This window comes from Shewanella sp. 433, assembly GCF_059338565.1.
In genome coordinates, this window is the sequence record NZ_CM181703.1 from 1433610 (window position 1) to 1458858 (window position 25249).

Annotated in this window: 27 protein-coding genes; 21 read left to right on the plus strand and 6 right to left on the minus strand. The window is 45.7% G+C overall.

What is annotated here, in order from left to right; all coding sequences use genetic code 11:
- Positions 1-78 precede the first annotated feature (78 nt).
- The 4 genes from AC5YB1_RS06450 to AC5YB1_RS06465 form a co-directional block, all read right to left on the minus strand.
- Positions 79-1503, minus strand: a complete 1425-nt coding sequence (locus tag AC5YB1_RS06450) for an AmpG family muropeptide MFS transporter (RefSeq protein WP_494521165.1) — start codon at positions 1501-1503, stop codon at positions 79-81.
- 113 nt (positions 1504-1616) lie between these two features.
- Complete coding sequence (locus AC5YB1_RS06455; RefSeq protein ID WP_475514576.1) at positions 1617-1949, minus strand: hypothetical protein; 333 nt, start codon at positions 1947-1949, stop codon at positions 1617-1619.
- A gap of 257 nt (positions 1950-2206) precedes the next feature.
- The gene (locus AC5YB1_RS06460; RefSeq protein ID WP_475514575.1) at positions 2207-2791 is read right to left on the minus strand and encodes a peptidylprolyl isomerase; all 585 of its coding nucleotides are present in this window, start codon (positions 2789-2791) and stop codon (positions 2207-2209) included.
- Positions 2792-2810: 19 nt separating this feature from the next.
- Positions 2811-3377: a YajG family lipoprotein gene (locus AC5YB1_RS06465; RefSeq protein WP_475514574.1), complete on the minus strand. Its 567-nt coding sequence runs from the start codon at positions 3375-3377 to the stop codon at positions 2811-2813.
- Between the two features lie 284 nt (positions 3378-3661).
- On the opposite strand from AC5YB1_RS06465, the gene AC5YB1_RS06470 reads away from it, so the two are divergent.
- Together AC5YB1_RS06470 and AC5YB1_RS06475 are read left to right on the plus strand one after the other, a co-directional pair.
- Positions 3662-4696, plus strand: a complete 1035-nt coding sequence (locus tag AC5YB1_RS06470) for a DUF2804 domain-containing protein (protein ID WP_494521166.1) — start codon at positions 3662-3664, stop codon at positions 4694-4696.
- Positions 4697-4745: 49 nt separating this feature from the next.
- A complete protein-coding gene (locus tag AC5YB1_RS06475) occupies positions 4746-5666 on the plus strand; it encodes a sterol desaturase family protein (RefSeq protein WP_475514572.1) in 921 nt (306 codons plus the stop codon).
- Here the strand turns inward: AC5YB1_RS06475 and AC5YB1_RS06480 are convergent.
- Positions 5663-6838 (minus strand): methyltransferase, encoded by a 1176-nt coding sequence (locus AC5YB1_RS06480; protein ID WP_494521167.1) that lies wholly within the window; start codon positions 6836-6838, stop codon positions 5663-5665. The two genes, AC5YB1_RS06475 and AC5YB1_RS06480, sit on opposite strands and share 4 nt — an antisense overlap.
- A 162-nt stretch (positions 6839-7000) precedes the next feature.
- Here AC5YB1_RS06480 and AC5YB1_RS06485 point away from each other — a divergent pair, with 162 nt between their 5' ends.
- The 15 genes from AC5YB1_RS06485 (at position 7001) to dinB (ending at position 20105) form a co-directional block, all read left to right on the plus strand.
- Positions 7001-7639, plus strand: coding sequence for an alpha-ketoglutarate-dependent dioxygenase AlkB family protein (locus AC5YB1_RS06485; RefSeq protein ID WP_494521168.1), 639 nt, complete (start codon positions 7001-7003; stop codon positions 7637-7639).
- 171 nt (positions 7640-7810) lie between these two features.
- On the plus strand, positions 7811-8314 hold the full coding sequence (locus tag AC5YB1_RS06490) for an ACT domain-containing protein (protein ID WP_475514569.1): 504 nt from the start codon (positions 7811-7813) through the stop codon (positions 8312-8314).
- 69 nt (positions 8315-8383) lie between these two features.
- Complete coding sequence (locus tag AC5YB1_RS06495; RefSeq protein WP_475514568.1) at positions 8384-8683, plus strand: BolA family protein; 300 nt, start codon at positions 8384-8386, stop codon at positions 8681-8683.
- 371 nt (positions 8684-9054) lie between these two features.
- Positions 9055-9564: an S-ribosylhomocysteine lyase gene (gene luxS / locus AC5YB1_RS06500; protein ID WP_494521169.1), complete on the plus strand. Its 510-nt coding sequence runs from the start codon at positions 9055-9057 to the stop codon at positions 9562-9564.
- A 593-nt stretch (positions 9565-10157) separates the two neighbouring features.
- The gene (locus AC5YB1_RS06505; protein WP_494521170.1) at positions 10158-11492 is read left to right on the plus strand and encodes a Na(+)-translocating NADH-quinone reductase subunit A; all 1335 of its coding nucleotides are present in this window, start codon (positions 10158-10160) and stop codon (positions 11490-11492) included.
- The gene (locus AC5YB1_RS06510; protein ID WP_494521171.1) at positions 11492-12691 is read left to right on the plus strand and encodes an NADH:ubiquinone reductase (Na(+)-transporting) subunit B; all 1200 of its coding nucleotides are present in this window, start codon (positions 11492-11494) and stop codon (positions 12689-12691) included. Before AC5YB1_RS06505 ends, AC5YB1_RS06510 begins: the two co-directional genes overlap by 1 nt.
- The gene (locus tag AC5YB1_RS06515) at positions 12684-13478 is read left to right on the plus strand and encodes a Na(+)-translocating NADH-quinone reductase subunit C (RefSeq protein WP_494521172.1); all 795 of its coding nucleotides are present in this window, start codon (positions 12684-12686) and stop codon (positions 13476-13478) included. Before AC5YB1_RS06510 ends, AC5YB1_RS06515 begins: the two co-directional genes overlap by 8 nt.
- Entirely contained in the window at positions 13478-14110 is a 633-nt protein-coding gene (locus AC5YB1_RS06520; protein WP_110457792.1) for an NADH:ubiquinone reductase (Na(+)-transporting) subunit D, read from the plus strand. Before AC5YB1_RS06515 ends, AC5YB1_RS06520 begins: the two co-directional genes overlap by 1 nt.
- A 5-nt stretch (positions 14111-14115) precedes the next feature.
- Positions 14116-14724: an NADH:ubiquinone reductase (Na(+)-transporting) subunit E gene (nqrE, locus tag AC5YB1_RS06525; RefSeq protein ID WP_475514565.1), complete on the plus strand. Its 609-nt coding sequence runs from the start codon at positions 14116-14118 to the stop codon at positions 14722-14724.
- Between the two features lie 47 nt (positions 14725-14771).
- Positions 14772-16019 (plus strand): NADH:ubiquinone reductase (Na(+)-transporting) subunit F, encoded by a 1248-nt coding sequence (gene nqrF, locus AC5YB1_RS06530; RefSeq protein WP_475514564.1) that lies wholly within the window; start codon positions 14772-14774, stop codon positions 16017-16019.
- Between the two features lie 119 nt (positions 16020-16138).
- The gene (locus AC5YB1_RS06535; RefSeq protein ID WP_494521173.1) at positions 16139-17155 is read left to right on the plus strand and encodes an FAD:protein FMN transferase; all 1017 of its coding nucleotides are present in this window, start codon (positions 16139-16141) and stop codon (positions 17153-17155) included.
- Between the two features lie 106 nt (positions 17156-17261).
- Positions 17262-17483, plus strand: coding sequence for a (Na+)-NQR maturation NqrM (gene nqrM, locus AC5YB1_RS06540; RefSeq protein ID WP_494521174.1), 222 nt, complete (start codon positions 17262-17264; stop codon positions 17481-17483).
- 316 nt (positions 17484-17799) lie between these two features.
- Complete coding sequence (gene bfr, locus AC5YB1_RS06545) at positions 17800-18273, plus strand: bacterioferritin (RefSeq protein WP_494521175.1); 474 nt, start codon at positions 17800-17802, stop codon at positions 18271-18273.
- Positions 18274-18282: 9 nt separating this feature from the next.
- Complete coding sequence (gene bfr / locus AC5YB1_RS06550) at positions 18283-18750, plus strand: bacterioferritin (RefSeq protein WP_494521176.1); 468 nt, start codon at positions 18283-18285, stop codon at positions 18748-18750.
- 275 nt (positions 18751-19025) lie between these two features.
- Positions 19026-20105: a DNA polymerase IV gene (dinB, locus tag AC5YB1_RS06555; protein ID WP_494521177.1), complete on the plus strand. Its 1080-nt coding sequence runs from the start codon at positions 19026-19028 to the stop codon at positions 20103-20105.
- A 1209-nt stretch (positions 20106-21314) separates the two neighbouring features.
- Here dinB and AC5YB1_RS06560 read toward each other — a convergent pair.
- Complete coding sequence (locus tag AC5YB1_RS06560) at positions 21315-22274, minus strand: integron integrase (protein ID WP_494521178.1); 960 nt, start codon at positions 22272-22274, stop codon at positions 21315-21317.
- A 352-nt stretch (positions 22275-22626) separates the two neighbouring features.
- Between AC5YB1_RS06560 and AC5YB1_RS06565 the strand changes: the two genes are divergently transcribed.
- The 4 genes from AC5YB1_RS06565 to AC5YB1_RS06580 all read left to right on the plus strand — a co-directional run bounded on the left by AC5YB1_RS06565 (position 22627) and on the right by AC5YB1_RS06580 (position 25114).
- Complete coding sequence (locus tag AC5YB1_RS06565) at positions 22627-22971, plus strand: hypothetical protein (protein WP_494521179.1); 345 nt, start codon at positions 22627-22629, stop codon at positions 22969-22971.
- Positions 22972-23112: 141 nt separating this feature from the next.
- Positions 23113-23295 carry a hypothetical protein gene (locus AC5YB1_RS06570; protein ID WP_494521180.1) on the plus strand — a complete coding sequence of 61 codons (183 nt, stop codon included), beginning with the start codon at positions 23113-23115 and terminating at the stop codon, positions 23293-23295.
- A 213-nt stretch (positions 23296-23508) separates the two neighbouring features.
- Positions 23509-24756 carry a hypothetical protein gene (locus AC5YB1_RS06575; protein WP_494521596.1) on the plus strand — a complete coding sequence of 416 codons (1248 nt, stop codon included), beginning with the start codon at positions 23509-23511 and terminating at the stop codon, positions 24754-24756.
- Positions 24757-24817: 61 nt separating this feature from the next.
- Complete coding sequence (locus AC5YB1_RS06580) at positions 24818-25114, plus strand: DUF7660 family protein (RefSeq protein WP_494521181.1); 297 nt, start codon at positions 24818-24820, stop codon at positions 25112-25114.
- Positions 25115-25249 lie beyond the last annotated feature (135 nt).

Sequence of the window (25249 nt, forward strand, 5' to 3'; positions counted from 1 at the left end):
CCCCGCGTGAGTCATCACGTGGGGCTTTTTATGGCTGTAAGCCTAATATCGACCTTATCGAGCATGGATTACTGCAGGTTAGTGCTCTGCTTTCGCGGCCGTAGATTTTGGCTCTGTACTGGCTTGGGACGCACTTAAATCATCACTCGGATGGGGCGCGAATTTCTGCACCAACACAATTAAGCCCAATACGGGAAAACCAATAACACTGGCCGCAACAAAAAAGTTGATATAGCCGAAAGCGTCGATATAGGCTCCTGAAAATCCGGCAATAAACTTAGGGAATAACAACATAATTGATGACAGCAATGCATATTGTGTCGCGCTATAGCCGCTACTGGTCAAGCTAGAGAGGTAGGCAATAAAGGCCGCGGTGGCGATGCCCGCGCTGAAATTATCGATGGAGATCACCGCCGTTAACAGATTAACGTCATAACCTATCATCGCCTGATAGGCAAATAACAGGTTTGTGAGAGCGACCATCAAGGCGCCTAAAAATAATATCTTCATGGTGCCATAACGGGCCAGTAATACGCCACCCGCGCCCGCACCAACTAAGGTCATGATTAAGCCATAAACCTTACTGATGGCGGCGATTTCAGCCTTGGAAAACCCCATGTCGACATAGAACACATTCGCCATGATCCCCATGACGATATCTGAGATACGATAGCAGGAGATCAACAGTAAGATGAGCATGGCGCTGTAGCCATAGCGTTTGAAAAAGTCGATAAAGGGTAAAATACTGGCGGTATAAAACCATGAAAGTGCCGCAGCCACCACTCTATGATGACGCTTAGCGAGGGCAATGTTAAGCTCTGCTTCTTTAGCGTCAGCCTCTTTAGTTTCCACCAGGGGCTCTTTACTCATTAAGGTGGTGATAATGCCGACAGACATCAGCGCGGCCATCACCAGATACGCGGTTTGCCATGAAGCAAGATCATAGGCTTCGCTACTGGGGCCGACCCATGCGGCGATGGTTAAGGCGCCAGCTGTAGCCACAATCATGGCGCTGCGGTAACCCACTTGGTAGGCGGCGGCCAGCGCAGCTTGCATTTTTACTGGTGCTGAGTCGATACGAAAGGCATCAATCACAATATCTTGCGTCGCTGAAGCAAAGGCCACCATAAGCGCAAAGAGTGCCAAGCGTTCCAGATCTTGTACCGGATCACTCTGGCTCATGCCCAAAATAGCGACCACTAATATTAACTGGGCAAACAGCATCCATCCGCGTCGTCGGCCGAGTAAGCGGGTAAAGAGGGGGAGTGAAAGGCGATCAACTAAGGGCGACCAAGCCCATTTAATGCCATAGGCTAAGGCTATCCAACTAAAATAACCGATGGCGGTTCTGTCGATACCAGCTTCACGTAGCCAGAAGGAAAGAGTGGAAAATACCAGCATTAAAGGCAAGCCGGCAGAAAAGCCTAACAACAGCAGAATTAACACCCGCTTGTGACAGTAAATAGAGAGGGCGTCTTTTACATGAGAAAGGGTCACAGACATACAACAGGTTTACAGTAAGGTGAACTTAGCTTAAACGCTACGGCGGCAAATAAAAAGCGAAAATCGGCCATAAAAAAGCTCAGCCTATACGGGCTGAGCTTTTTTAGACGTTATCATGATAAAGAGCAGGGCCTGTTACCGATACAGCCACTTGGACATTGGCCGCCAAGACTCAAGAAGTCACAGCATTCGTCTATTTGCTTGCGCAAAAATTGATTGCCGCGAATACTCCAGTCAGGCCATTTGTTGAAGGCATGTATTAGGTGCCAAAACACTTTCTCCATATCACTTTGCGCATCACCCTGATGATTGAACTGCTGCCATTCTTCAAGGGTGTCCCATAAATAAAGCTGGATCTCATTGAAATCGAGTTGATTATTCAAAAACGCTTTTCCATATAGAGCCAACTGGGGCGCTTTATTATCGATGAACTCATTAGGGGTCACCGTTCGCCTCCTTGCTGCTACACCGAAGTAAGTATAGTCAGCCATTTTTTGTTATTGCAATTTTATCCATCTCATCAGCCGTCGGCGAAATATGCTGCTGTGGCGCTAGATTAGGATAACGCGATTCTGCTTGAGTATTGTGGCGCTAGGGGATATGCGCCACTTTGATTGGTCGACTTTGTGATGAGGCTAACGCTTATTTTTGTGGCCACTATTTGCGCGGCAACGACCTTTAACGCTAACGACTTTCGGGGCAACTATTCTCGCGGTAATAGCGTTGCCTTGGTTAAGATTATTGGCGTAACAGGCACATCGGGCCATCCGAGCTTGCTATTGATAGCCGTGGGTTGCTGCGCCATGGCTTCAAGCACCGCCAAGCCCTCGGTCACTTCACCAAATACGGCATAGCCCCAGCGACGTTTAGAGGGATCTAAGCGTTTGTTATCGGCCACGTTAAAATAAAACTGCGCCGTGGCCGAGTGCGGATCATTTTCCCGTGCCATGGCGATGGTGCCTAGGCTGTTACTCAAGCCGTTACCCGCTTCATTGACTATGGGGTTATCGGTCGGCTTTTCGTTAAATCTTGGGTCGAGTCCGCCACCTTGAACCACAAAGTCGGCAATCACCCGATGAAACAGGGTGTTGTCATAATGCCCTTTTACGACATAGGTGAGGAAGTTATCGACTGTGATAGGCGCGCGTTGACGGTCGAGCTCAACCACAATGTTGCCCATGCTGGTTTGCAGCTCTACCTTAGGGTAAAGGGTGTCAGCTTGTATATCGACCGCATGGGCCATGTTGCACAGCGACAGTAAAACCCATGCCAATATCCACTGTTTCATCTATTGCTCCTCGATGGGCTTATTGCTGAATAAACTGATTGAGTTCGGGATCGTTAATGATTTTGCCGGTTAAATCGCTCAATAGATCGTTGACGGCTAGCTCTAATGTGGCGAAGTCGGCGCTCAGCGGTCCCGATACCGTATTGCGCGCGGTATACCGCTTGGTGAATGTTTGGCTGCTATTTGTGGCAATAACGTTGATGATAATGTCATTGCTGGCTTCATAGCCAAACGTGGTCTCATTGACGTCGGTTAAGAGTTTCTCTAATTGCAGCTGCATATGGTTAGTGGCAGCAGGGTCAATTTGGTAACCGGCTTGGCTAAATCCTTGACGAAAGACCGCATCGAGCTGTTGACGCGGCGCTTCCGATGGGCTCACTAAGCGTGCGGCATCACCATCATGATTGAATCGGGCGACAAAGTTGGCCGAGCGAGTATCGATCATTTTAATGGCAATCGGTTTGGCTGCCATCGTGTGGGCGCTGATGGCTGGCAGCTGTGGATTCAATGCCATGTGAGTGGGGGCGTTACTGGCACACCCAAACAAAATGCCTGCGGTGGCGATAAGTAAAGTTAAGCGTCGCATAGTGGTGATTTTTATAGTCAAAAGGTGGCATCAGCATACCAGAATCGGCCGTCGATTCCACTGTTAAGCACGCCCCCTTGAGGGGGCTGATGACGTGATATGTTACGTGTTTGTTGCTTTGGGCTGTTAACTTACCTTAGAAACCGTTAGAGTAAAAAATCGATAGCAAAAAACCGTGCTCAGCGCTGCCTAATCCCTTGCCATGTTATCCCGGCGCCTTGGGGGATTTGCTCAGTAGCAGCGCTTGTTTATGGTTAAACCTGAACAGTTAATGCGAGGTTCCAGTGACAGAGTTAATCTCCCCTGCGGCGCCAGAGAGCCTGATATTACCCTCAGGAGAAGTCCAGTTTGGCCACTTTGATGGTCCCGTTGACTCTTTGGGACTGGCGCACTTTGAGTACCGCAATAACATGGATAAGCTGGCAAGTCGCTGGGCGCGGCATTTTCATTTTAAGCAGTTTCAATTTGTGTCGCTCCTCACGCCCCGATATGTGATTGGTGTGGCGTTGGCCGATATTGGTTATGTGGGCAGCGCCTTTTGTTATCTGTACGATATTGCGGCCAATACACTGGTTGAAACCACTTGGCTCAAACCGTTCGCCAAGGGGATGTCGATGTCGCCATCGCCTCGTCAGGGTAAAGCGTGCATTGGCGGTCGCCGCGGCAGTATTACTTTTAATCTGGTCGATGGCTTATGGCAATTGAGCCTAGAGACGCCACAGATAAGCGCCGAGCTTGAGCTGCATCCTTTGGCGCTGAGCTTGCCAATGGCGATGTGCACCCCAACAGGCTATAACGGCTGGACCTATACCCAAAAGCACAACGGCTTGATCCCCAAAGGGCGACTGACCATTAAGCATGAGCCGCAGCCGCTTAACAATGCACTAGCAGGTTATGACTATTCTGCAGGCTATATGCGCCGCGAGACCAGTTGGCGCTGGGCGAGCATTAATGCTCGAGTGGGTGATACCATCATAGGGCTTAACTTAGCGGCAGGGGTTAATGAAACTGGCGCCACAGAAAATGTATTGTGGATTAACGGGGCGCGGCATCTATTGGGGCCTGTGCAATTTGATTTTTTACGCAACAGTGATCATATGAGCGATGACTGTTGGCGAATAACGTCACTTGATGGACGGGTGGATCTGCGTTTTAAGGCGCGTAATGGTCGTCAGGAAAAACTCAATTTATGGCTATTACAGAGTAATTTTCGCCAGTACATAGGTCACTTTGAAGGCGAGGTTATCGATGGTGAAGGCCAGCGGCATCATTTGCAGCAGGTGCTTGGTTTAACTGAAGATCATTTTGCGCGCTGGTAAGAGCCGATGTGCAGGTTGATTTTATTAACGATTGAGCGGGATAGAAAAGATGGATTTTGATTGGTTGATATCACACCCTGAAGTGTTGCTCTTGGCCTTAGCGCCGATTTTCTTTATCTGTCTCTTACTCGAGTGGCAGTTTGGCGCTCGGTTGGGCCGCTTGCCGGCGAATGCGGCTTACCATTGGCCCGAAGTGTTATGTAACTTTACCTTAGCGGCGCTGCATCAAGCCAGCGACATCCTTACTGGTTTGCTGGTGGCTCACGTCTATCTGTGGGTATTTGGTTGGCGCCTGTTTGATATTGAGATGGGCGTCGTCAGCTTTATTGCCCTTATCATCGCCCAAGACTTTTGCTATTACTGGTTTCACCGCGCCAGCCACAGAGTACGCTGGATGTGGGCGGCCCATGTGGCGCACCACAGCTCAGAGCATATGAATTTTAGTACGGCGTTTAGGCAGAGTTTAATGTACCCATTGGCAGGCATGTGGTTGTTTTGGCTACCGCTGGTTATTATGGGTTTCGATCCCAACTGGGTGGTTTTTGTGGTGCTATTGAACTTAGGTTTACAGTTTTTTGTTCACACTCAAGCGATTAAATCCCTTGGGCCGCTAGAGTGGATCTTTAATACCCCATCGCATCATCGAGTGCACCATGGTCGCAATGCGCAGTATATTGACAAAAACTATGCCGGCGTGTTGATCATTTGGGACCGACTGTTTGGCACTTATGTTAAAGAGGAGGAGACGGTGGAGTATGGCATCACTAAGCCAATTAATAGCGTTAATCCTTTGGTGGTCACCTTTGCTGAGTGGCGCGATATGTTAGCTGAGGCCTTCGCTAAAGGGCTTAGGCTGAGGCAGCGTTTAAGGGTGTTATTTGCGCCGCCAAGCACTGTGGCGCAAACCACAGCGATGCCCATGGCTGCGAGTACAGAGCCTGATGCGGCGCAGGCAAATAAGGCGCGTTAATCGGTTGATTTAGCTTTATTAACCTGTTTTTTGGCTTGTAAAATCACAAATTTGCCGTTGGATGCCACAGTGGCGCAGTTTTTAAAGATGCGCTGCAGTTTAACGTGGTACGCCAAATGACGATTACCTACCACATGTAAGATCCCGCCATCGCCGAGTCGCCTAAAGGCATCTAAAAACATCTGCCAAGCAATATGGTCAGTGATGGCTTCGCCTTGGTGAAACGGCGGATTACATAAGACTAAATCGGGCTGAATCTCATCGCCCAAATGGGTTAAGCAGTCATCCCAATGAAAGCTGGCTTGCTCGCCCTCAAGGTCTGGATTAGCCAGTTGATTGAGCTGCCAGTTATTGCGAGCAGAGACGATGGCCATCTCGGAGTCATCGACAAAATGCAGCCGGGCATCAGGAAACAACTGTTTGGCCCTGAGTCCCAATATTCCGTTACCACAGCCTAAGTCGACAATGGACTTAAAATCACCTTGAGGCATATTGTCTAGCATGATCCGCGCGCCAATATCGAGTTTGTTGGCGGCAAAGACATTGCTTAAATTGCTGAGCGTTAATTGATATTCAGGCACATTCCAGCGAGTATCTGCTGGCAGCGGGCGGGCGATGCCATCACTGATGCAGGTGATAACGCGGGTCTTTTTCCAGGTGAGGCTGGCCGTCGCAGGGCCTAAATGCTGCTTGAGTAGTTGCAGCAGCGCCTTATTTATCGATTTGGCTTTGGCGCCAATATAGACTGTGGTGCCCTTGGTGAGCACCTGAGATAACCTGTCGAGTTGATGGGCCAAATAGTTAAGGTTTTTGGGTAATTTCATCAACACCAATTCAGGGCGCTGCGGTAATACATCGCGGCTATTACACCATTGAATATTATCGTCAGGCAGTTGGTTACGGCCAAGATTTTGCAAGGTGCCTAGCTGGCTGGTTTTCGCATCGGTTTCTACAAGCAATGGCCAAGCGCTATTTTGGTGAGTCAGGGCGCAGGTTAAGGCGCCAAAATTATCATTAATAATGGCAGTGCGACATACAGTTTGCTGTTGCTCAGTTAAGTGTTTAATCAAGTGCTCATCGGCGGCGTCCCAGGCCTGCAGGTTAGATTCCTGCTTGGCGGGATAACGATAAAGTTCAAGTTCGATATCGGCGACGGAGAATTGAGTTGTCATGACTGCACTGCTACGTTGAATTTGGGGGCGCGATTATCGCAGATTTCCCCCATCAGGTATAGTTAAGCTAGCGCACCGTTGACGTGAGTAACCCCTAGGCTTACTACGTTAAGCTCTGGATGCATTTTAATTCACTGCTCGAAATAATCAGGTGTAACGATAATGATTGAAGAAGCCAGAGTGCGTCAACCGAGTCTGGATTTAGAGGAGCAAGCCCAAGCCTCCCAAAGTAGTGTGCCGTTTACCTTAGTAGAAGGGTATCTTTCAATGGCGCAGCAACAGGCATTGTGGCAAGAGTCACTGGATTACCCTTTTAATCGTCCGCATATCCAAGTATTTGGTCAGTCACATGCGATCCCGCGCAGTCAGGTGTGGTTTGGTGATAAGGGCTGTGATTATCGTTATTCGGGGTTGTTTATCGAGGCATTGCCTTGGCCTAAATATGCCCAGCGTTTACAGGCAAAGCTTGCCCGAGAATGGCGATTAAACAGCAATGGCGTGCTGGTAAATCGTTATCAAGATGGGCAAGAGTCGATGGGCTGGCACAGCGATGATGAGCCTGAAATAGCGCCTGGCAGCGATATTGCCTCGGTCACCCTAGGGGCAAGTCGCGATTTTTTACTGCGCCATAAACAGACAAAACAGAAGATAAGCTTAAGCTTGCACAGTGGCGATCTGCTGATCATGCACTGGCCGATGCAAGCGTATTGGCAGCACAGTCTGCCTAAACGGTTAAGGGTTAAGCAAACGCGGCTTAATTACACGTTTAGGCAATTAACACCTAACTTTCACCAAGCTTGATGGTCTTATTTTGACGTGGTTGTGGACACTTCTTCGTTATTCGCCCGTTTGCTGTTGATAAATTTAGCGACCAACTGGTCTTATCACTGACTTTTGTTAGCCAGCTCTCACTTCGACATAAGTGAATGTTTTATGCTCAGTAAGCTATGGGAGCATTTATTGGAGCCAGCGATGCAAAAAATGATGATTACAACCGTTGTGGGCAGTGTTACCCCTGGGGTGATAAAAGCCTTAGCCGATACCACACGCGCTGTAGGCGGCGAATGGGTCACCAGTAAGGTGATTAAGCTCGATAGCCAGTTTGCTGCCCTGTTGAAAGTGGCAATCGCAGTAGATGCAATCGCTGAACTACAACAAGCGTTTGCACAAAAATTTCCACAGTTACTGTTTAACTATAGCGATCAAGCGTTGTCACCACCTCAGCATACGCGCATATTAAAATGCAATGTCGATTGTCGCGATCGCCCAGGATTGACCCGTGAAATTGTCGACCTCCTGTCCAATCTAAACCTAGAGATTGAGCATATGGAGTTTAATCGAGTCCATGTTTCGACAATTGGCCAAACGGTATTTTCATCTCAGCTAGCTATCATCGTGCCAGATGAGGTGAGTGATGCCAGTGTGGTTGAGTTATTGGAAGGTGTGTCAAAGGATGCCCGGGTGAGTTTGGGTTGATGGTTGACCTTTTGGCGTCAGCGCAGTAATCTGCCGCCATCATTTTTGTACTCAATTGAGACAATGGCTATGTCCGTCAAACAGATTATTATTGAAAAGCTTACCGCTGCATTATCTCCTGTTTATCTGGAAGTGATTAATGAAAGCGACAATCATCATGTGCCGCCCAATTCAGAAACTCACTTTAAGGTGATTATTGCCAGTGAGGCATTTGAAGGGCAGCGCTTGATAGGGCGTCACCGCAGTGTCAACCAAGCCTTAGCGGATGAATTTGCCAATGGCTTGCACGCCTTGTCTATGCATACTTTTACACCGAGCGAGTGGCAGGCCGAAGCAGAAATACCTAATTCTCCTAAATGCCGCGGTTAATAACCGAGCCCACATCGCATGACTCATTCATTAAAGCGCTTATCACTAAGCGCTTTTTTATTGGTAAATCACTTAAGCTTTATTACTCATCAATCTTCGCCGTATCTTGGTTGGTATAGAACGCAGGATCAATTTATCGCCGCACCGTATTTGTTTCTGGTGGAGAAGGTGCGCCATGGCGTTGGGTTAGCATGAGTGAGCTCGCCAAGTGGGGCAATCTTAGTTGCAGATACTTTACATCCGATTAACAGTGACGCATATTAAGTCCAGCGTAATACTGAGCAGTGTTGATTCACCGCTATTTTAGTTGAGTTTAGGTGCCTCTCGCCATAAGTCATCATGGTTTGAGTCGCCATAAGGAGATAAAAGCAATGCCGTTACTAGATAGTTTTACCGTCGATCATACTCGAATGTATGCCCCTGCGGTGCGAGTGGCTAAAACCATGAAAACCCCCAGTGGCGATGCGATCACGGTATTTGATTTACGCTTTTGTATTCCGAACCAAGAGATCTTAAGTGAGCGCGGTATTCATACGCTGGAGCATCTGTTTGCCGGCTTTATGCGTGATCATCTTAATAGCGATAAGGTTGAGATTATTGATATTTCGCCTATGGGCTGCCGCACCGGTTTTTATATGAGCCTTATTGGTACGCCATCAGAATCAGTCGTGGCGGATTGTTGGTTAGCGGCGATGGAAGATGTGCTTAAAGTTAAGCAGCAGTCAGAGATCCCTGAGCTCAATGAATATCAATGTGGTACCTATGAGATGCATTCGCTAGATCAGGCTAAAGAGATCGCCCGCAACATTATTGCGTCCGGAGTGAATGTTAATAAAAATGATGAACTAAAACTCAGTGATGAGATCCTCAAAGGGCTGTAATTAAGCGACCATTTTATAATGATAAAAGCAGCTGTGGCTGCTTTTATGTTATCTATATATTGGCTTGCCGACATTCATTATTGCTCGTTAAATCACATGCCCTATTTTGGTTGTTGCTAAGGTGAGCTGGTGCTCACTTTGGTATTTATTTACGCAGTTATGGGGTCTTGCTGCTGGTTTTTTCAGCGAACGTTCGGCGAGTTCGGCTAGACCTTAGTCTAATTTTTATGCAAACGATAACTTGGTGTTACTTAATTATTGAGCCAGAGTTTTACCTACTTTTTGATTCGCTCAAATGCTATAACCCTGCTAGGACAAGGGGCTAAATTAATTCGGCTTAATCTAATGATTAAAAAAACATAGAATTGTGATCAACTGCCCACAATAAAAATCCCGCTTTCCTTTTAAAACACCTGTATTTGCCATGGCGATAACTATTTATTTACGGTAAAATGCGCCCGACCAGCGTGATTGCGATCGCATTTCTGTAATAAATCTGCGCTAGCTCAATGAGATAGGATTTGCTTGAAGCTTCTCTCATTTAGCAGGAACGCGACGCATTATCTTTCCTTCATAACGTAGTGCTTGTGGATATGATTACAATAAAGAAAGGATTGGACCTACCTATAACAGGTGGACCAGAGCAAGTTATCCATAATGGCCCAGCCATTAAACATGTAGCTACTTTGGGTGAAGAGTATATTGGCTTACGTCCCACCATGAAGATCAAAGTGGGCGACAAAGTGCAAAAAGGTCAGGTGATTTTTGAAGACAAAAAGAATCCTGGCGTTAAATATACTGCTTTAGCCAGTGGCACAATTTCAGACATTAACCGGGGCGCTCAGCGTGTTCTTCAGTCGGTTGTCATTGCAGTGGAAGGGGACGATAGCGTTGCCTTTGCTAAATATGATGCATCTGCTTTAGACTCTCTTGACCAGCAACTGGTGCGTGACAACTTGATTGAATCAGGTTTATGGACCGCACTTCGCACTCGTCCCTTCAGTAAAGCACCTGCCGTAGATTCTTCTGCCGCTGGTATCTTTGTCACCGCTATCGATACTCAACCTCTTGCTGCCGATCCTGTCGTTATCATTAACGAGCACAAGGAAGATTTTGCTAATGGCTTAAAAGTCTTAGCCAGATTGACCGAAGGAAAAGTATATCTGTGTAAAGCGCCTGGTGCTGATATTCCAGCTGCCAATGCACAGGTTGAAGAGTTTGCCGGTCCGCATCCTGCGGGTCTTGTCGGTACCCATATACATTTTGTCTTACCAGCATCTGCAAAACGTACTGTTTGGCATATCGGCTACCAAGATGTGATCGCTATCGGTCAACTGTTCACTACGGGTGAGTTAAATACCCAGCGTGTGGTTGCTGTTGCCGGTCCTAAGGCGCTTAAGCCTAGATTGGTTCGTACCTTAGTGGGTGCATCGACGGTTGAGCTGACCGCAGGTGAAATGGCGGATGGTGATGTTCGTGTGATTGCCGGTTCCATTTTAAATGGTAAAACCGCCGTAGGCGCACACGCTTATATTGGTCGCTTCCATAACCAAGTATCACTACTTGAAGAAGGCAGACAGCAAGATTTTATCGGTTGGGCTATGCCTGGTGCTGATAAGTTCTCAATTACGCGTGCGTTTTTAGGCCATTTGTCACCTTCACGTCTGTTTAATATGACGACCAGCACAGGTGGTTCAGACCGTGCTATGGTGCCAATCGGTAACTATGAGCGTGTCATGCCTCTGGATATTCTTCCTACCATGCTATTACGTGACCTAGTGTCAAGTGATGTCGATGGCGCCGCCGCGTTAGGTGCGTTGGAGTTAGATGAAGAAGATTTGGCACTATGTACATTCGTATGTCCCGGCAAGTATGACTATGCGTCATATCTACGTGACTGCTTAGATACGATTGTGAGGGAAGGCTAATGGGCTTGAAACAGTTTTTCAAAAGTATTGAACCGCAGTTTGAAAAAGGCGGTAAATACGAAAAGTGGTACGCGCTGTTTGAAGCCGCGTACACAGTATTTTATACCCCGGGTCACGTAAACAAGGGTCGTACCCATGTGCGTGATAACCTCGATCTAAAGCGTATGATGATTACGGTTTGGGCCTGCGCATTTCCAGCCATGTTTGTGGGAATGTACAACGTGGGTCTGCAAGCGCAAGACGCCTTAGCCGCTGGTTTTGCAACGCCTGACGTGTGGCAAACCGCCTTGTTTGGCTTGTTTGGTACCGAGTTAACTGCCGACTCAGGTGTGGCCGCATTAATGTGGTACGGCGCCTGTTTCTTCCTGCCTATCTACGCGGTAACGTTTGCCGTGGGTGGTATATGGGAAGTGTTGTTTGCGACAGTTCGTGGCCATGAAGTTAACGAAGGTTTCTTTGTTACCTCTATCTTGTTTGCGCTGACACTGCCCGCGACTATCCCGTTGTGGATGGTGGCCTTAGGTATTACCTTCGGTGTGGTTGTGGCGAAAGAGATCTTCGGTGGTACTGGACGTAACTTCTTAAACCCAGCTCTTGCAGGTCGTGCTTTCTTGTTCTTTGCTTACCCGCTCAACATGTCAGGTGATACCACTTGGGTGGTGGCTGACGGTTACTCAGGCGCTACGGCACTGAGTCAAGCGGCGCAAGGCACCCTTGAGTATGGACTGACCCAAGACTGGTGGAATGCCTTCTTCGGTTTCATCCCAGGTTCAGTGGGTGAAGTGTCAACCTTGGCCATCTTGATAGGTGGCGCGGTGATCGTCTATACCCGTATCGCTTCATGGCGCATTGTGGGTGGCGTACTTGCCGGTATGATCGCGGTATCGCTACTGCTTAATGCCATTGGCAGCGACACTAACCCTATGTTTGCTATGCCTTGGTACTGGCACTTGGTGTTAGGTGGCTTTGCGTTCGGTATGATGTTTATGGCGACAGACCCGGTTTCTGCGTCATTCACTAATAATGCCAAATGGGCTTACGGTATCCTTATCGGTGCTATGGCGGTGTTCATTCGTGTTATCAACCCTGCTTTCCCTGAAGGCATGATGTTGGCCATCTTGTTCGCGAACCTGTTTGCTCCATTATTTGACCATTTCGTGGTTCAGTCGAATATCAAGCGGAGGATTGCACGTGGCTAATAATAAAGATTCGTTCGGTAGAACACTGTTTGTTGTTGTTGGATTATGTTTCATCTGCTCGGTATTTGTATCGACCGCAGCGGTACTGCTAAAGCCGACTCAACAAGAAAACAAGCTGCTTGATAAGCAAAAATACATTCTTGAAGCTGCAGGCCTGGTGGACACTAAGTCAGGTAGCGTTGAGAAAGATCAAATCTTAGCCACTTACAATAAGTATGTAGAAGCTAAGCTGGTCGATCTTAAGTCGGGAGAGTGGGTTGAAGGCGATGCCAACACCTTCGATGCCGATAAAGCAGCCCGTAACCCTGAGACCTCATTTAAACCTAAAAATGATATTGCATCGGTTAAAAATGTGGCTAACACCGGCGTGGTTTACTTAGTAAATGACGATAAAGGTGAGCTGAAAACCGTGATCATTCCTGTGAAAGGTTATGGTCTATGGTCAACCATGTATGCTTTCTTAGCGGTAGAAGCTGATCTTAACACTGTACGTAGTTTAGTTTATTACGACTTTACCGGGGCAGGGGAAACTCCAGGTCTAGGTGGCGAAGTGCAAAACCCGCAGTGGATTGCTAAGTGGGAAGGTAAAAAACTTTATGACGAGCAGGGCGACCTGGCGATTAAAGTGACCAAAAACCCAGCTATTGCAAACTCGGTACACGGTGTTGACGCACTATCGGGTGCGACCCTAACCAGTAATGGTGTGCAGTATTCACTCGAGTTTTGGTTGGGTGAAGAAGGTTATGCTCGCTTTATTGAAAAGGCGCGCAACGGAGGGCTAAGCTAATGGCTAATGCTAAAGAACTTAAACAGGTTCTGACTGGACCTATTATTAGTAACAACCCGATTGCGTTGCAGATCTTGGGTGTGTGTAGTGCTTTGGCTGTGACCAGTAAGATGGAAACAGCATTAGTGATGACCATTGCACTGACTGCAGTAACGGCCTTGTCTAACTTATTCATCTCGATGATCCGTAACCACATTCCAAGCAGTGTGCGTATTATCGTGCAGATGACGATTATCGCGTCGCTGGTTATCGTGGTAGACCAAGTCTTGCAAGCTTATGCCTATGACGTTGCCAAGCAGCTGTCGGTATTCGTGGGTTTGATTATTACCAACTGTATCGTAATGGGCCGCGCTGAAGCCTATGCGATGAAGACACCGCCAATGATGAGTTTCATGGATGGTATCGGTAATGGTTTAGGCTATGGTGCCATCCTGTTATCAGTCGGCTTCATTCGTGAGCTGTTTGGTAACGGTTCTCTATTTGGCGTTGAGATCTTAAGTAAGATTTCTGACGGTGGTTGGTATCAGCCAAACGGCTTGTTGTTGCTACCGCCGAGTGCGTTCTTCCTGATTGCTGCACTGATCTGGATTATCCGTACTATGAAGCCTGATCAAGTAGAAGCAAAAGGGTAAGCGCTATGGAACATTATATTAGTCTTTTAGTCCGTTCTGTTTTCATTGAAAACATGGCGTTATCCTTCTTCCTTGGTATGTGTACTTTCTTGGCTGTATCGAAGAAAGTGACCACCGCCATGGGCTTAGGTGTTGCCGTTATTGTGGTACTGGCGATTTCTGTACCCGTTAACCAAATTATCTATCAAGGGATCTTAGCCCCTGGTGCACTTGCTTGGGCTGGTGTTCCTGATGCTGATTTGAGCTTCTTGAAGTTCATCACCTTTATCGGTGTGATCGCCGCCTTAGTGCAGATCCTTGAGATGGCACTGGATAAGTACTTCCCACCGCTATACAACGCGTTAGGCATCTTCCTGCCGTTGATCACGGTAAACTGTGCGATTTTTGGTGCGGTATCTTTCATGGTTGAGCGTGACTACAACTTGACCGAAAGTTTAGTGTTTGGTGTCGGTTCTGGTATCGGTTGGGCATTGGCACTTGTGTTGCTGGCCGGTATTCGCGAGAAGTTAAAGTATGCTGATGTACCTGATGGTCTACGTGGTTTAGGTATTACCTTTGCTACCGCGGGTTTAATGGCGTTAGGTTTTATGTCGTTCTCAGGTGTGTCTCTGTAAAGAGACACCTTAACGGCTTCAGATTTTGAACCTTAAAGGATAAGTTCATGGGTATTATTGAATCTACTCCAATCGACGTCTATCTCGGTGTGAGTATGTTTACTGCCATTGTACTAGTGTTGGTATTGGTTATTTTATTTGCCAAATCAAAATTAGTCCCAAGTGGTGATATCACAATTGGCATCAATGATGATGCTGGCAAAGCAATTAAAACCAGTGCTGGTGGCAAACTACTTGGCGCACTCGCTGAAAACGGTATCTTCGTTTCATCGGCTTGTGGTGGCGGTGGCTCTTGTGGTCAGTGTAAAGTGATCGTTAAGTCGGGTGGTGGCGATATTCTGCCAACAGAGCGCGACCATATCTCTAAAGGCGATGCCCGTAACGGTTGCCGTTTATCGTGTCAGGTAAACGTGAAAGCCGATATGGAGATCGAACTAGAAGAAGAGATCTTCGGTATTAAGAAGTGGGATTGTGAAGTTATCTCTAACGATAACAAAGCGACCTTCATTAAAGAGCTTAAGCTGCAAATTCCTGATGGCGAATCAGTGCCTTTCCGCGCTGGTGGTTATATTCAGATTGAAGCGCCTGCTCACCATGTAAAATATGCTGATTTTGATGTACCAGCAGAATATCGTGGTGATTGGGAACATTTTGGCTTCTTTAATCTTGAATCAAAAGTGGACGAAGAAACCATTCGTGCGTACTCCATGGCGAACTATCCTGAAGAGGAAGGTATCATCATGTTGAACGTGCGTATTGCTACGCCGCCTCCACGTAACTTGAGCTTGCCTTGCGGTAAGATGTCGTCGTACATCTGGAGCCTGAAAGCGGGCGATAAGGTAACTATTTCTGGTCCATTTGGTGAGTTCTTCGCTAAAGATACCGATGCAGAGATGGTCTTTATCGGTGGTGGTGCAGGTATGGCCCCAATGCGTTCACACATCTTTGACCAGCTCAAGCGTCTTAAGTCTAAGCGTAAGATCAGCTTCTGGTACGGTGCACGTTCTAAGCGTGAAATGTTCTATGTTGAAGATTTTGACGGCCTAGCAGCAGAGAACCCTAACTTTGTGTGGCATGTTGCCTTGTCAGATCCACAGCCAGAAGATAACTGGGATGGTTACACAGGTTTTATTCATAACGTCTTGTATGAAAACTACCTACGCGACCATGAAGCGCCTGAGGATTGTGAGTACTACATGTGTGGTCCTCCAATGATGAACGCGGCCGTTATCGGTATGCTAAAAGATTTGGGCGTTGAAGATGAAAACATCTTATTGGATGACTTCGGCGGTTAATCGCAGGTTCTTGTGATAATATCGAATCAGCATTATGTGATTTCACCCAGGGCGCTTAGGCGTGCTGTGGTGAAATCCATTGTTGTTAATCTGATTGATTATTAAGGAATACGGTCAATATGTTGAAGACCTTTATCAATAGGTTAGTCTTAATTGGGCTAGCCTTTTTTGTTTCTGCTTGTAACCAAGCGGCTCCCATGATCTCGCTATCAGGCCAAACCATGGGCACCACCTATCACATCAAGTTGGTCAGTGGTGAACAGGTGCCAAATGAGCAGCTTTTGCAGGCCGAAATTGAGCTGGCACTAGAAAAAGTCAACAACCAGATGTCGACCTATCGAAGTAACTCCGAACTGTCACGTTTTAATCAGATGGCATTGGCTAGCACTATCGAGGTCTCACCAGATACGGCTTATGTGATTCAGGCCGGGATCGACTTATATCAGAGCACCGATGGTGCGTTAGATATCACACTGGGTCCGCTGGTGAACTTGTGGGGGTTTGGCCCCGACAAGCGCCCCGTCAAAGTGCCTAGCAGTGAGCTGATAGCGCAGACCAAAGCTAAAACGGGTATCGAGCATTTAAGCATCGATGGCGTGAAACTCAATAAAGATAATCCTGACCTGTATGTCGATTTATCCTCCATTGCTAAGGGGTTTGGGGTCGATAAAGTGGCTAGCCTTTTAGCTAAATATCAACCTAAAGGTTATTTGGTGGAGATAGGCGGAGAAGTGAGCCTGTACGGCACCAAAGCCGATGGTAGTCCATGGCGTATTGCCATTGAGCAGCCCGATGTCGATGAACGTCAGGTGCAGCAGGTGATAGCGCCAGGTAATATGGCGATGGCAACCTCAGGTGATTACCGTAATTATTACGAAGAAGAGGGTCAACGCTTCACCCATATAATCGACCCAAGAACTGGTTATCCGGTCAATCATCGTCTCGCTTCTGTGACTGTGCTACACAAGCAGTGTATGATAGCCGACGGCTACGCGACGGCCATGATGGTGATGGGCACCGAAGACTCATTAGCCTTAGCCCAAGAGCACAATCTTGCCATCATGCTAATAGAAAAGCAGCCTGACGGTTTCAAGGTCTATTACAGCGATGCGTTTAAGCCTTTTGTTGGCTTGTGATACAATATTAGATCTGTCATAGGCATCATCGCTGTTTGGCAGTTCACCCAATTGATTATTGACGCATATTGTCTGTCCAGTAGGCGGTGTGCATTTGGAGTATATGATGGGCACTTTTTTAGCGGCTTTTGTGGTATTACTGCTGTTTTTTGTATTAATGTCGGTTGGTTATATCGTGAAGCAGAAAGCGGTTGCCGGTAGCTGTGGTGGATTAGGCGCCTTAGGCATCGACAAAGCGTGTGATTGCGATGATCCGTGCGACAAGCGCAAGGCGAAAATGGCTGAAGAAGAACGCAGCAACAAATATAATCAAGACCGCATCATATAACACCTCAATTTGATGTAACAAAGGCACCGATAGCGGTGCCTTTTTTATTGCCTTCTATGACTCTCATTCACGGGGCTTTCAGCCTAAGATTAGTGCCATATACTATACTGTGATCCTATTAGAGTTAAGGTTTGGGCTAATAAGTTCACTCCCCAGTCTAAGGGTAACATTGTATTCCTTGCCACGATCCAGTAGCTTGAGGGTGTTATTCCCTAACGGGGTAATGTTGTGTAAGCGCATCAGACTTATGCTATGTCGGTGTTAGTTTACGTCGTCAGCCTGCTACCGTTTCTCATAGAATATAAGGATAATTGCTATGAAAGGTCATCCGAATGTCATTCGGCATCTCAATAAGATTTTGACATTTGAGCTTACCGCCATTAACCAATATTTTTTGCATGCGCGTATGTACAAAAATTGGGGTTTAGAAGAGCTCAACGAAAAATGTTATAAAAAGTCGATTCAGGACATGAAACACGCCGACAAGTTGATCGAGCGGGTACTGTTTCTCGAAGGTCTGCCTAATCTGCAGCAACTTGAAAAACTGCATATTGGTGAAAACCCGCAAGAGATGCTGCAATGCGATAAAACCATGCTTAAAGCACAATTGAGTGAACTACGTAACGTGATCAGCCTTTGTGAGTCTGAGCAAGATTATGTCAGCCGTGAAATCCTAGAAGATCTACTTGAAGATGAAGAGACCTACCTCGATTGGATTGAAGCGCAGCAAGACTTGATTAAGATGACAGGGATCCAGAACTATTTACAAGCGCAGATAGAGTCAGAGTAGGAGTTTAGGATGAAAGGAAATCAAGACATTATTAATACACTTAATCAATTACTTACTGGCGAATTGTCGGCGATGGATCAATATTTTGTTCACGGGCTGATGTACGATGATTGGGGCTTAACCGAGCTTCATGAGCGCATTTCCCATGAGTCAGATGATGAACGTGAACATGCCAAAAAGTTGGTTGAGCGCATACTGTTTCTCGAGGGCACACCCGATGTAGCCAGCCGCGAAGCACTGCACATAGGTAAAGATCCGCAAGAGATGCTGCAAAATGATCTTAACTATGAGTATCAAGTTGCCGATAACCTGCGCAAAGCCATCGCCTTATGTGAAGCCCACAAAGATTATGTCTCACGCGAATTGCTCGAGGTATTACTTGAGGAAACCGAGTCAGATCACATGTATTGGTTAGAGAAACAACTGGGTCTCATCGATAAAATTGGGCTGCAAAATTACCTGCAGTCTAAGATGTAAGGTTATAAGCTGTGGGCTGCAACTAAGGTAGTGCAAGTCGCGGTTATTTGAATTGCTCCAAGTTCACTCTGGTTGTTCTAATCATGGCGGATAAAAGTAGCTGATAGCTAAAACGTTAGATCTAAGCCACAGCATAATGCTGTGGTTTTTTGTTTACGCTTAAGGCGGTAGGGCCTTTAAGCCTACTGCTGTGGCAGGTTTAGGTGAGTTGGCATGGATAAGTGTTTGTGCACTGTTTAAATATACAGTATTCTTGCGGGTGGAGGTAATGCCCATTGAGAAAGATTATTCATGTGGACATGGACTGCTTTTATGCGGCAGTTGAAATGCGAGATTTTCCCGAGTTAAGAGACAAGCCGATAGCCGTGGGCGGGCGCAGCGATCGCCGCGGGGTGATCAGTACCTGTAATTATCAGGCTCGGCAATTTGGTGTACGCTCGGCTATGGCCTCAGCCTATGCCTTAAAGTTGTGTCCCGATTTAATTTTGGTGCCGGGTCGAATGGATGTGTATAAAGCGGTCTCCACTCAGATCCGCAGCGTCTTTAATCGCTATACCGAATTAGTCGAACCCTTATCGCTCGATGAAGCCTACCTCGATGTCACCGATTGCGATGCCCATAAAGGCTCTGCGACCTTAATTGCAGAAGCGATTAGGCAAGAGATATTTGACCTTACAGGTCTCACTGCATCGGCTGGGATAGCCCCAGTTAAGTTTTTAGCCAAAATTGCCTCCGATCTCAATAAACCCAATGGCCAATATGTGATCACCCCGGATGCCATAACCGAATTTGTTAAAACCTTACCCCTGATAAAGATCCCCGGAGTGGGAAAAGTCACTGCCGCCAAGTTAGCGCAGATGGGATTGAACACCTGTTTGGATGTGCAGCAGTGTTCTAAAACGGCGTTAATCGAGCGTTTCGGTAAGTTTGGTGGTGTCTTAGCCGAGCGGGCACAAGGGATCGATAATCGCAGTATTTCACCTCACCGCGAACGCAAGTCGGTGGGAGTCGAAACAACGCTGGCCAAGGATATCTATACCTTGGAGCAGTGTGAATCGGTTATGCCGCAACTTATCCAAGAGTTAGGGGCACGCATTAGTCGCAGCGCGTCGGCGCGGCGTATTCATAAGCAAGTGGTTAAACTTAAATTTGATGATTTTAAACAGACCACGATAGAGCATCGCAGCGATCAGGTGTCGGTGAAATTGTTTTATGACCTGTTATCGCAAGCGTTAGCACGCCAAGAGGGACGCGGCATCCGCTTGCTCGGTGTGTCGGTAGGGTTAGAGAGTGCTGCTGTCAGCGCTGACAGTGAAGATGAATTTAATGCTGCACAGATGGATCTCGGGTTTTAGGGTTAACCTTCAAATGAAGGTTTGTCATTTTTTCGTTTGGTTTAGTTGGTATTGGTTTAGAGTATTTGAAGGCGTACCTTCACTGTGGTCAATCGCCTGTCCGGCGGGTGCAGTGCATGGATGCGCAAATGTCGTGATCACATGGATGTGACAGAACGACCTTATGTGTAAACACTTCTGCTACACGGTGAGCTTGGCGACAGCCATATACTCGTGAACGAGAGACAAGGATGTCGAACTGGCTTTTGTATATGGATATATTTTGTCGAACTGGCTTTTAGATAGGGATATCGTTGTGAGCCATCCGTGGAGGCTCGACGATGGTATCCCTGCCATCAACGTCCGCAGCTGTATCTACACAGGGTTATTTCATCTCTTCGATTTGACTGCATTTGGTGTGAGTGGCGAGTAGAAAGCTAACTCAGTTTTGCCCCAAAGTTTGGTGGTCTTGGAATGACGGCATGGCATTTTTTTAAGTTTAATTGAGCAGCGTTATGCTGAATTTTCATTTATTGATGTGCTATGAAAACGCACCTTAATGGCAATTAATAGCCTGCCGCAGGCGTTATGTGCAAGCGCTCTTTTGGCTCGCTGTGAATATATCCCTATACGCTCCACGGCGGCATCCATGCCGCCAAGGGCCAAAACCGCACCTACACCTATCTCTAACGCTTCTTCGATTGGACTTCATTTGATACGAATAATGAGTAAAAAGCTAACGTGCTTTTGCCCCAAAGTTTGTTACCTTCGAATGAAGGTTTGACATTTTTTGGCTTAGTAGCGTTGGGCTACACTCTCATTTATTGAAAGTCTTTGAAGGTCACACCTTCGCTGTTACTAATCGCCTGTCCGGCGAGGAATGTGCAAGCGCTCTTTTGGCTCGGTGAGTGAAGCATAGCTTCGTGCTTACGAACGAGAGGCATGGATGCCGAACTGGCTTTTAGGCATGGACGTTGTTCAAGCACGTCCGTGTGGGCTCTGCGAAATCATCCATGATTTCGAAGGCCAAAACCGCGCTTACACCTCTACCTAACGCCTCTTCGATTGGACTTCATTTGATACGAGTAGCGAGTAAAAGGCTAACGTACTTTTGCCGCTTTATCATTTAGAACAATTACTCATTCGAACTTTGTGTTTCTGTGTTTACCTTATATTAACTAATGCGGAAAGCAAAAGATAAGGCCCTAGTAACTTGTCTTGTAGTATGCCTTAAAGACTATCAAGAGGGCTTATGACCCCAGTATGATGGCCACCAATCACATGGGTATATATCTCGGTTGTTTTGACATCACTGTGTCCCAATAACTCTTGGATGGTACGAATATCATGCCCTTTGAGTAATAAAGATGTTGCAAATGAATGGCGGAAAGTATGGGCGGTAACGCGCTTATCTATACCACTGTTAGTGGTAGCTTGCCTTAATACTCGTGAAAAAGCCGTTGGATGAATATGGTGTCTGCACACGTAGTTGTCACTTGGGTGCATACAACGGCGGCTAGCAGGAAAGATATATTGCCAATGAAACTTAGAGGCGTTACTGCGGTATTTTCTGATGAGAGAGATGGGCAATGAAGCAAGTCCAAAGCCATCTGACAAATCCGTCTCGTGGAGCTTTTTTACCTGTTTTATTTGTGACTTTAGAGCATCAATCAATCCGTTAGGTAGCATACAAACTCGATCTTTTTGCCCTTTACCTCGGTACACAAAGATAGATTTAGTGGTTAGATCAATATCTTTTACCCTAAGTTTTAGGGCTTCCTTTAATCTTAGGCCTGAGCCAAATAGGATGGCACCAATTAAATAGTGGTAGCCTGACAAATTGCTGATGATCAGTTTTGCTTCTTCGTTAGACAATACCTGCGGTATTCGTTTAGGGGCTTTTGCATAGGGAAATTGTAACTCATTGGGCTCAACGTTTAACACATGGCGACAAGCAAATACAATGGCACATAGGGCCTGTTTCTGGGTGCTCGCCGACACTTCACACGCCACAGCTAAAAAGCAGAGAAATTGTTCAATCAAAGCGGGGGTTATATCAGCGCCATGACGAATATTGCAATGTCGAATGAAATAGCGGTTCCAATAGAGGTAGGATTTTTCTGTTTGATAGCTGTAATGGCGTACCCTGATCTCTGTCCGTATAGCCTCCAAAAATGTTAATTGCCCCATAACCGTTACCTCACTAGAGCGCTGTATGTATATACAGTTATAGTTCAAGTTAAGATAATTACTATGAAAAAGATGCATAAATCGTTGGATTGGCGCATCGATAATACTAACTGTTAAACATTAACTCATTATTATCAATAGTTTGTAATATATATAAAAGTGCTATGCAGACCTCGTAAACACCTATGCATCTTTTTTATATGTTAAATTGTCATGTTTAACCTGTATTTTTTTGTTAAAAATATATTTACAACAAACACTTACAAGTGATATTTTGACGAAGAGACTTACAAGAAAGCAGGAGGTTATCCTGCTGCTAATCAATAAGCTGTTATACGAAATAGGATATCCAGTGAATAAAATTGAATTCACAAAAATCATCAAAGAAGTAGTAGCAAAATCAGCTATTGAAGATACGATTGAAAACCTTAATGATCCACCAGGACGAAAGCCGGATGCGCAGTTAGTTGCTCAGTCAGATTGGTTTAAGTCGTTAAAACCAATCGATCGTGAAATGGTAAGTAAAGTAATTGCTGAGGCAGTCCATGAATCTGTATTTGGCTTTTTCTGTGTCCTTGATGGAGTTCGTTCAATATCAAAGGCTGGTGAAACTAATAATTTGAATTTATCGCTAAATGATGTGCAGTTAAACGATATTTCAGGCGAACTACTGCATGATATCTACAAAAACGTATAACAAGTGCCAGCAAGCGGACTTGGGTAAATCGTCACCGTTTTTGCAAAAAGACGCAAAAACGCCGCCAATTCACCCAAGCCGTTGTGGCAGGCGTTATATGTCTCTCAAGTTTAGAGTTTTAATTTAATAAGGAAGTTAATCATGTCGAATACAGAACGGTCAAAAATGGCCATAAATTTAGATAAAGTTTTTTGTCCAAAGTGTGATGAAAAAATGCCTGCTTTGCGTATACCTAAAAATATTCAGCAATTAATGTGGGGTGGTTGGACTTGCCCTAAATGTGATTGCAAAATGAATAAATTCGGTAAAGAAATAGTTGAGTAAATAAACATATAACAAGCTAATAAATAAGGACAAAAAACAGTTGGCTGTTTTCGTTCCTCAACATTTTAGCCAACAATTTTTTGCCCATTATTAGGGCGTTAGCTTGATATCTCATAATATAGTCAATGCATTAGGTAATTAATGAAAAGAACCAATATCTTATACATGACCATTTTTTTGCTTGTCCTGTTTTCGGGCTGTCTAGCAATATGGGTGTATTACTTGAAGGAAGGCAAAGACCTCCTGAATTTCACTATATCAATAGTCGGATTTTGTATTGCATTGTTGGCCCTGTTTATCGCTGTTCGCACGTACACTTCAATTGATAGTGTAAACAATATAAGCAAGATGGATGGCAATATTCTCGATAACGAAAGATATGTAACTTCTCTACCAGAACTTATAAGTCAATATAAATCTAAAAACGAAAAAGATTTAGATGAGGAGCTGTTTGATGCGATAGAGCGAAAATTAAAAAGAGACTCCAATACGGCAGTGCTCTTCGCTGACACATTACAGTATTTGGTTGATCTAATCGTACTATTTCCTGCAGTTTTCAATGCAGCTGACACTGATAAAAAACGATATAAAAAGCGAATGGATCGGATATTAAAAAACATAGATAGACAACGTGATATTCTCCAATCTATTAGTAAAGGTAACTCCATACAAATTACTGAAACTATCAAGCTTTTCAAAGCGGTTGTTTCTTATCAAAGTTTTGTAGCTAATGGCAACTTCAATATCCATGCTGATCTTCTTCATGTTCGAGGTCCTATTCTGCGAAATCCGGTCACAAAAACGATTTATCACAACTACCTAGGCTTGTATTACAATAAAAAAGGTATGCACTTGCTTAAAGAGTCCATGAGCATGGGGTCTAGGGATATCCTTTCGATTGATGGACTTGATTTTGTGAGATCTAATATTGATTTTTGCTCGCCCTCAGTTATTGAAGAAGTGGTCATGTATTTGAGGTCTGCATGTGAACAGTTCGATCGCGCGCTTGAGATATCGAGCGAGGATGTAATGTGGCCAGGATTTATAAATTATAACAAGGCTAGGACTTTGTATTTTATGAACTTGCTTTCTGAATCAAAAGAAAGTTGGATTGGTGTTATGGATGATGCAGTTAAGTCGCGTTCTAGGCTAAATCGACTTATTGATGAGGTTTTAACAGTAAATCAAGCGGGTAAGGCCTGCGTTATTGATACGCACTTGAGGCAGTTTTTCCTTTATCAAGAAGAGCTTTCTCGCGTAATAAAATTAAATTTCATGCTCTCCGATGGAGCAAGTAAAAGTAAGACATCCCCTATTCTTTACAGAGGATCAAACATCGAAAACACAAAGAAAGGTGAGTTAATGAAACTGTTTGTGAATGTCGATAGTTTTCCTTTAGTCACATCTTACCAAGAAAAAGTTGTTGAAACTCTTGCTATAGATGGAAATTTATCAAGCTAACAAAGCATTGCAGCGGACAAGCCGCTGAATGCAGGCGTTATGTGCTTTTGAGATATCGAGTATGAAAATAGACTTCTACAAAATGAGTGATGACGTAGAAACGGAAGAGGACTTCATTCAATTTCTCGAGGCTTTGGCAGCAGATAAATTCGATGAGGATGAAAAGGAAGCTAATGAACCTTCATCCCCATTTTGCTCAGGTCATAATGATTGGGAAAATGGCTCAATCGGAGCATTTCTTGATGCTGCAAGTGGGTGGGGCGAGTCTACGACTAATGGCACTGAATTTTATAAAAAGCCAACAAATCCATGGAAGCGAGCCGCACAAATAATTCATGCAGGTAAGTTCTATGAGTAATCACATAACCAGGGCAGGCAACGGACCTCCGGCAACTGTCACCTTTTGTGCGGTGGATCTGCACAAAAGGCGCCATTTACCTCCGGCGGCTGCTGCCGGCGTTAGCTGTACCTAGGCAAATCGTTCTGTCTAATC

Coding starts and splice junctions, on each gene's coding strand:
- AC5YB1_RS06450 (WP_494521165.1), bottom strand. CDS start 1,503: ATGTCTGTGACCCTTTCTCATGTAAAAGACGCCCTCTCTATTTACTGT.
- AC5YB1_RS06460 (WP_475514575.1), bottom strand. CDS start 2,791: ATGAAACAGTGGATATTGGCATGGGTTTTACTGTCGCTGTGCAACATG.
- AC5YB1_RS06465 (WP_475514574.1), bottom strand. CDS start 3,377: ATGCGACGCTTAACTTTACTTATCGCCACCGCAGGCATTTTGTTTGGG.
- AC5YB1_RS06475 (WP_475514572.1), top strand. CDS start 4,746: ATGGATTTTGATTGGTTGATATCACACCCTGAAGTGTTGCTCTTGGCC.
- AC5YB1_RS06480 (WP_494521167.1), bottom strand. CDS start 6,838: ATGACAACTCAATTCTCCGTCGCCGATATCGAACTTGAACTTTATCGT.
- AC5YB1_RS06485 (WP_494521168.1), top strand. CDS start 7,001: ATGATTGAAGAAGCCAGAGTGCGTCAACCGAGTCTGGATTTAGAGGAG.
- AC5YB1_RS06490 (WP_475514569.1), top strand. CDS start 7,811: ATGCAAAAAATGATGATTACAACCGTTGTGGGCAGTGTTACCCCTGGG.
- AC5YB1_RS06495 (WP_475514568.1), top strand. CDS start 8,384: ATGTCCGTCAAACAGATTATTATTGAAAAGCTTACCGCTGCATTATCT.
- luxS (WP_494521169.1), top strand. CDS start 9,055: ATGCCGTTACTAGATAGTTTTACCGTCGATCATACTCGAATGTATGCC.
- AC5YB1_RS06505 (WP_494521170.1), top strand. CDS start 10,158: ATGATTACAATAAAGAAAGGATTGGACCTACCTATAACAGGTGGACCA.
- AC5YB1_RS06510 (WP_494521171.1), top strand. CDS start 11,492: ATGGGCTTGAAACAGTTTTTCAAAAGTATTGAACCGCAGTTTGAAAAA.
- AC5YB1_RS06520 (WP_110457792.1), top strand. CDS start 13,478: ATGGCTAATGCTAAAGAACTTAAACAGGTTCTGACTGGACCTATTATT.
- nqrE (WP_475514565.1), top strand. CDS start 14,116: ATGGAACATTATATTAGTCTTTTAGTCCGTTCTGTTTTCATTGAAAAC.
- nqrF (WP_475514564.1), top strand. CDS start 14,772: ATGGGTATTATTGAATCTACTCCAATCGACGTCTATCTCGGTGTGAGT.
- AC5YB1_RS06535 (WP_494521173.1), top strand. CDS start 16,139: ATGTTGAAGACCTTTATCAATAGGTTAGTCTTAATTGGGCTAGCCTTT.
- nqrM (WP_494521174.1), top strand. CDS start 17,262: ATGGGCACTTTTTTAGCGGCTTTTGTGGTATTACTGCTGTTTTTTGTA.
- bfr (WP_494521175.1), top strand. CDS start 17,800: ATGAAAGGTCATCCGAATGTCATTCGGCATCTCAATAAGATTTTGACA.
- bfr (WP_494521176.1), top strand. CDS start 18,283: ATGAAAGGAAATCAAGACATTATTAATACACTTAATCAATTACTTACT.
- AC5YB1_RS06560 (WP_494521178.1), bottom strand. CDS start 22,274: ATGGGGCAATTAACATTTTTGGAGGCTATACGGACAGAGATCAGGGTA.
- AC5YB1_RS06570 (WP_494521180.1), top strand. CDS start 23,113: ATGTCGAATACAGAACGGTCAAAAATGGCCATAAATTTAGATAAAGTT.
- AC5YB1_RS06580 (WP_494521181.1), top strand. CDS start 24,818: ATGAAAATAGACTTCTACAAAATGAGTGATGACGTAGAAACGGAAGAG.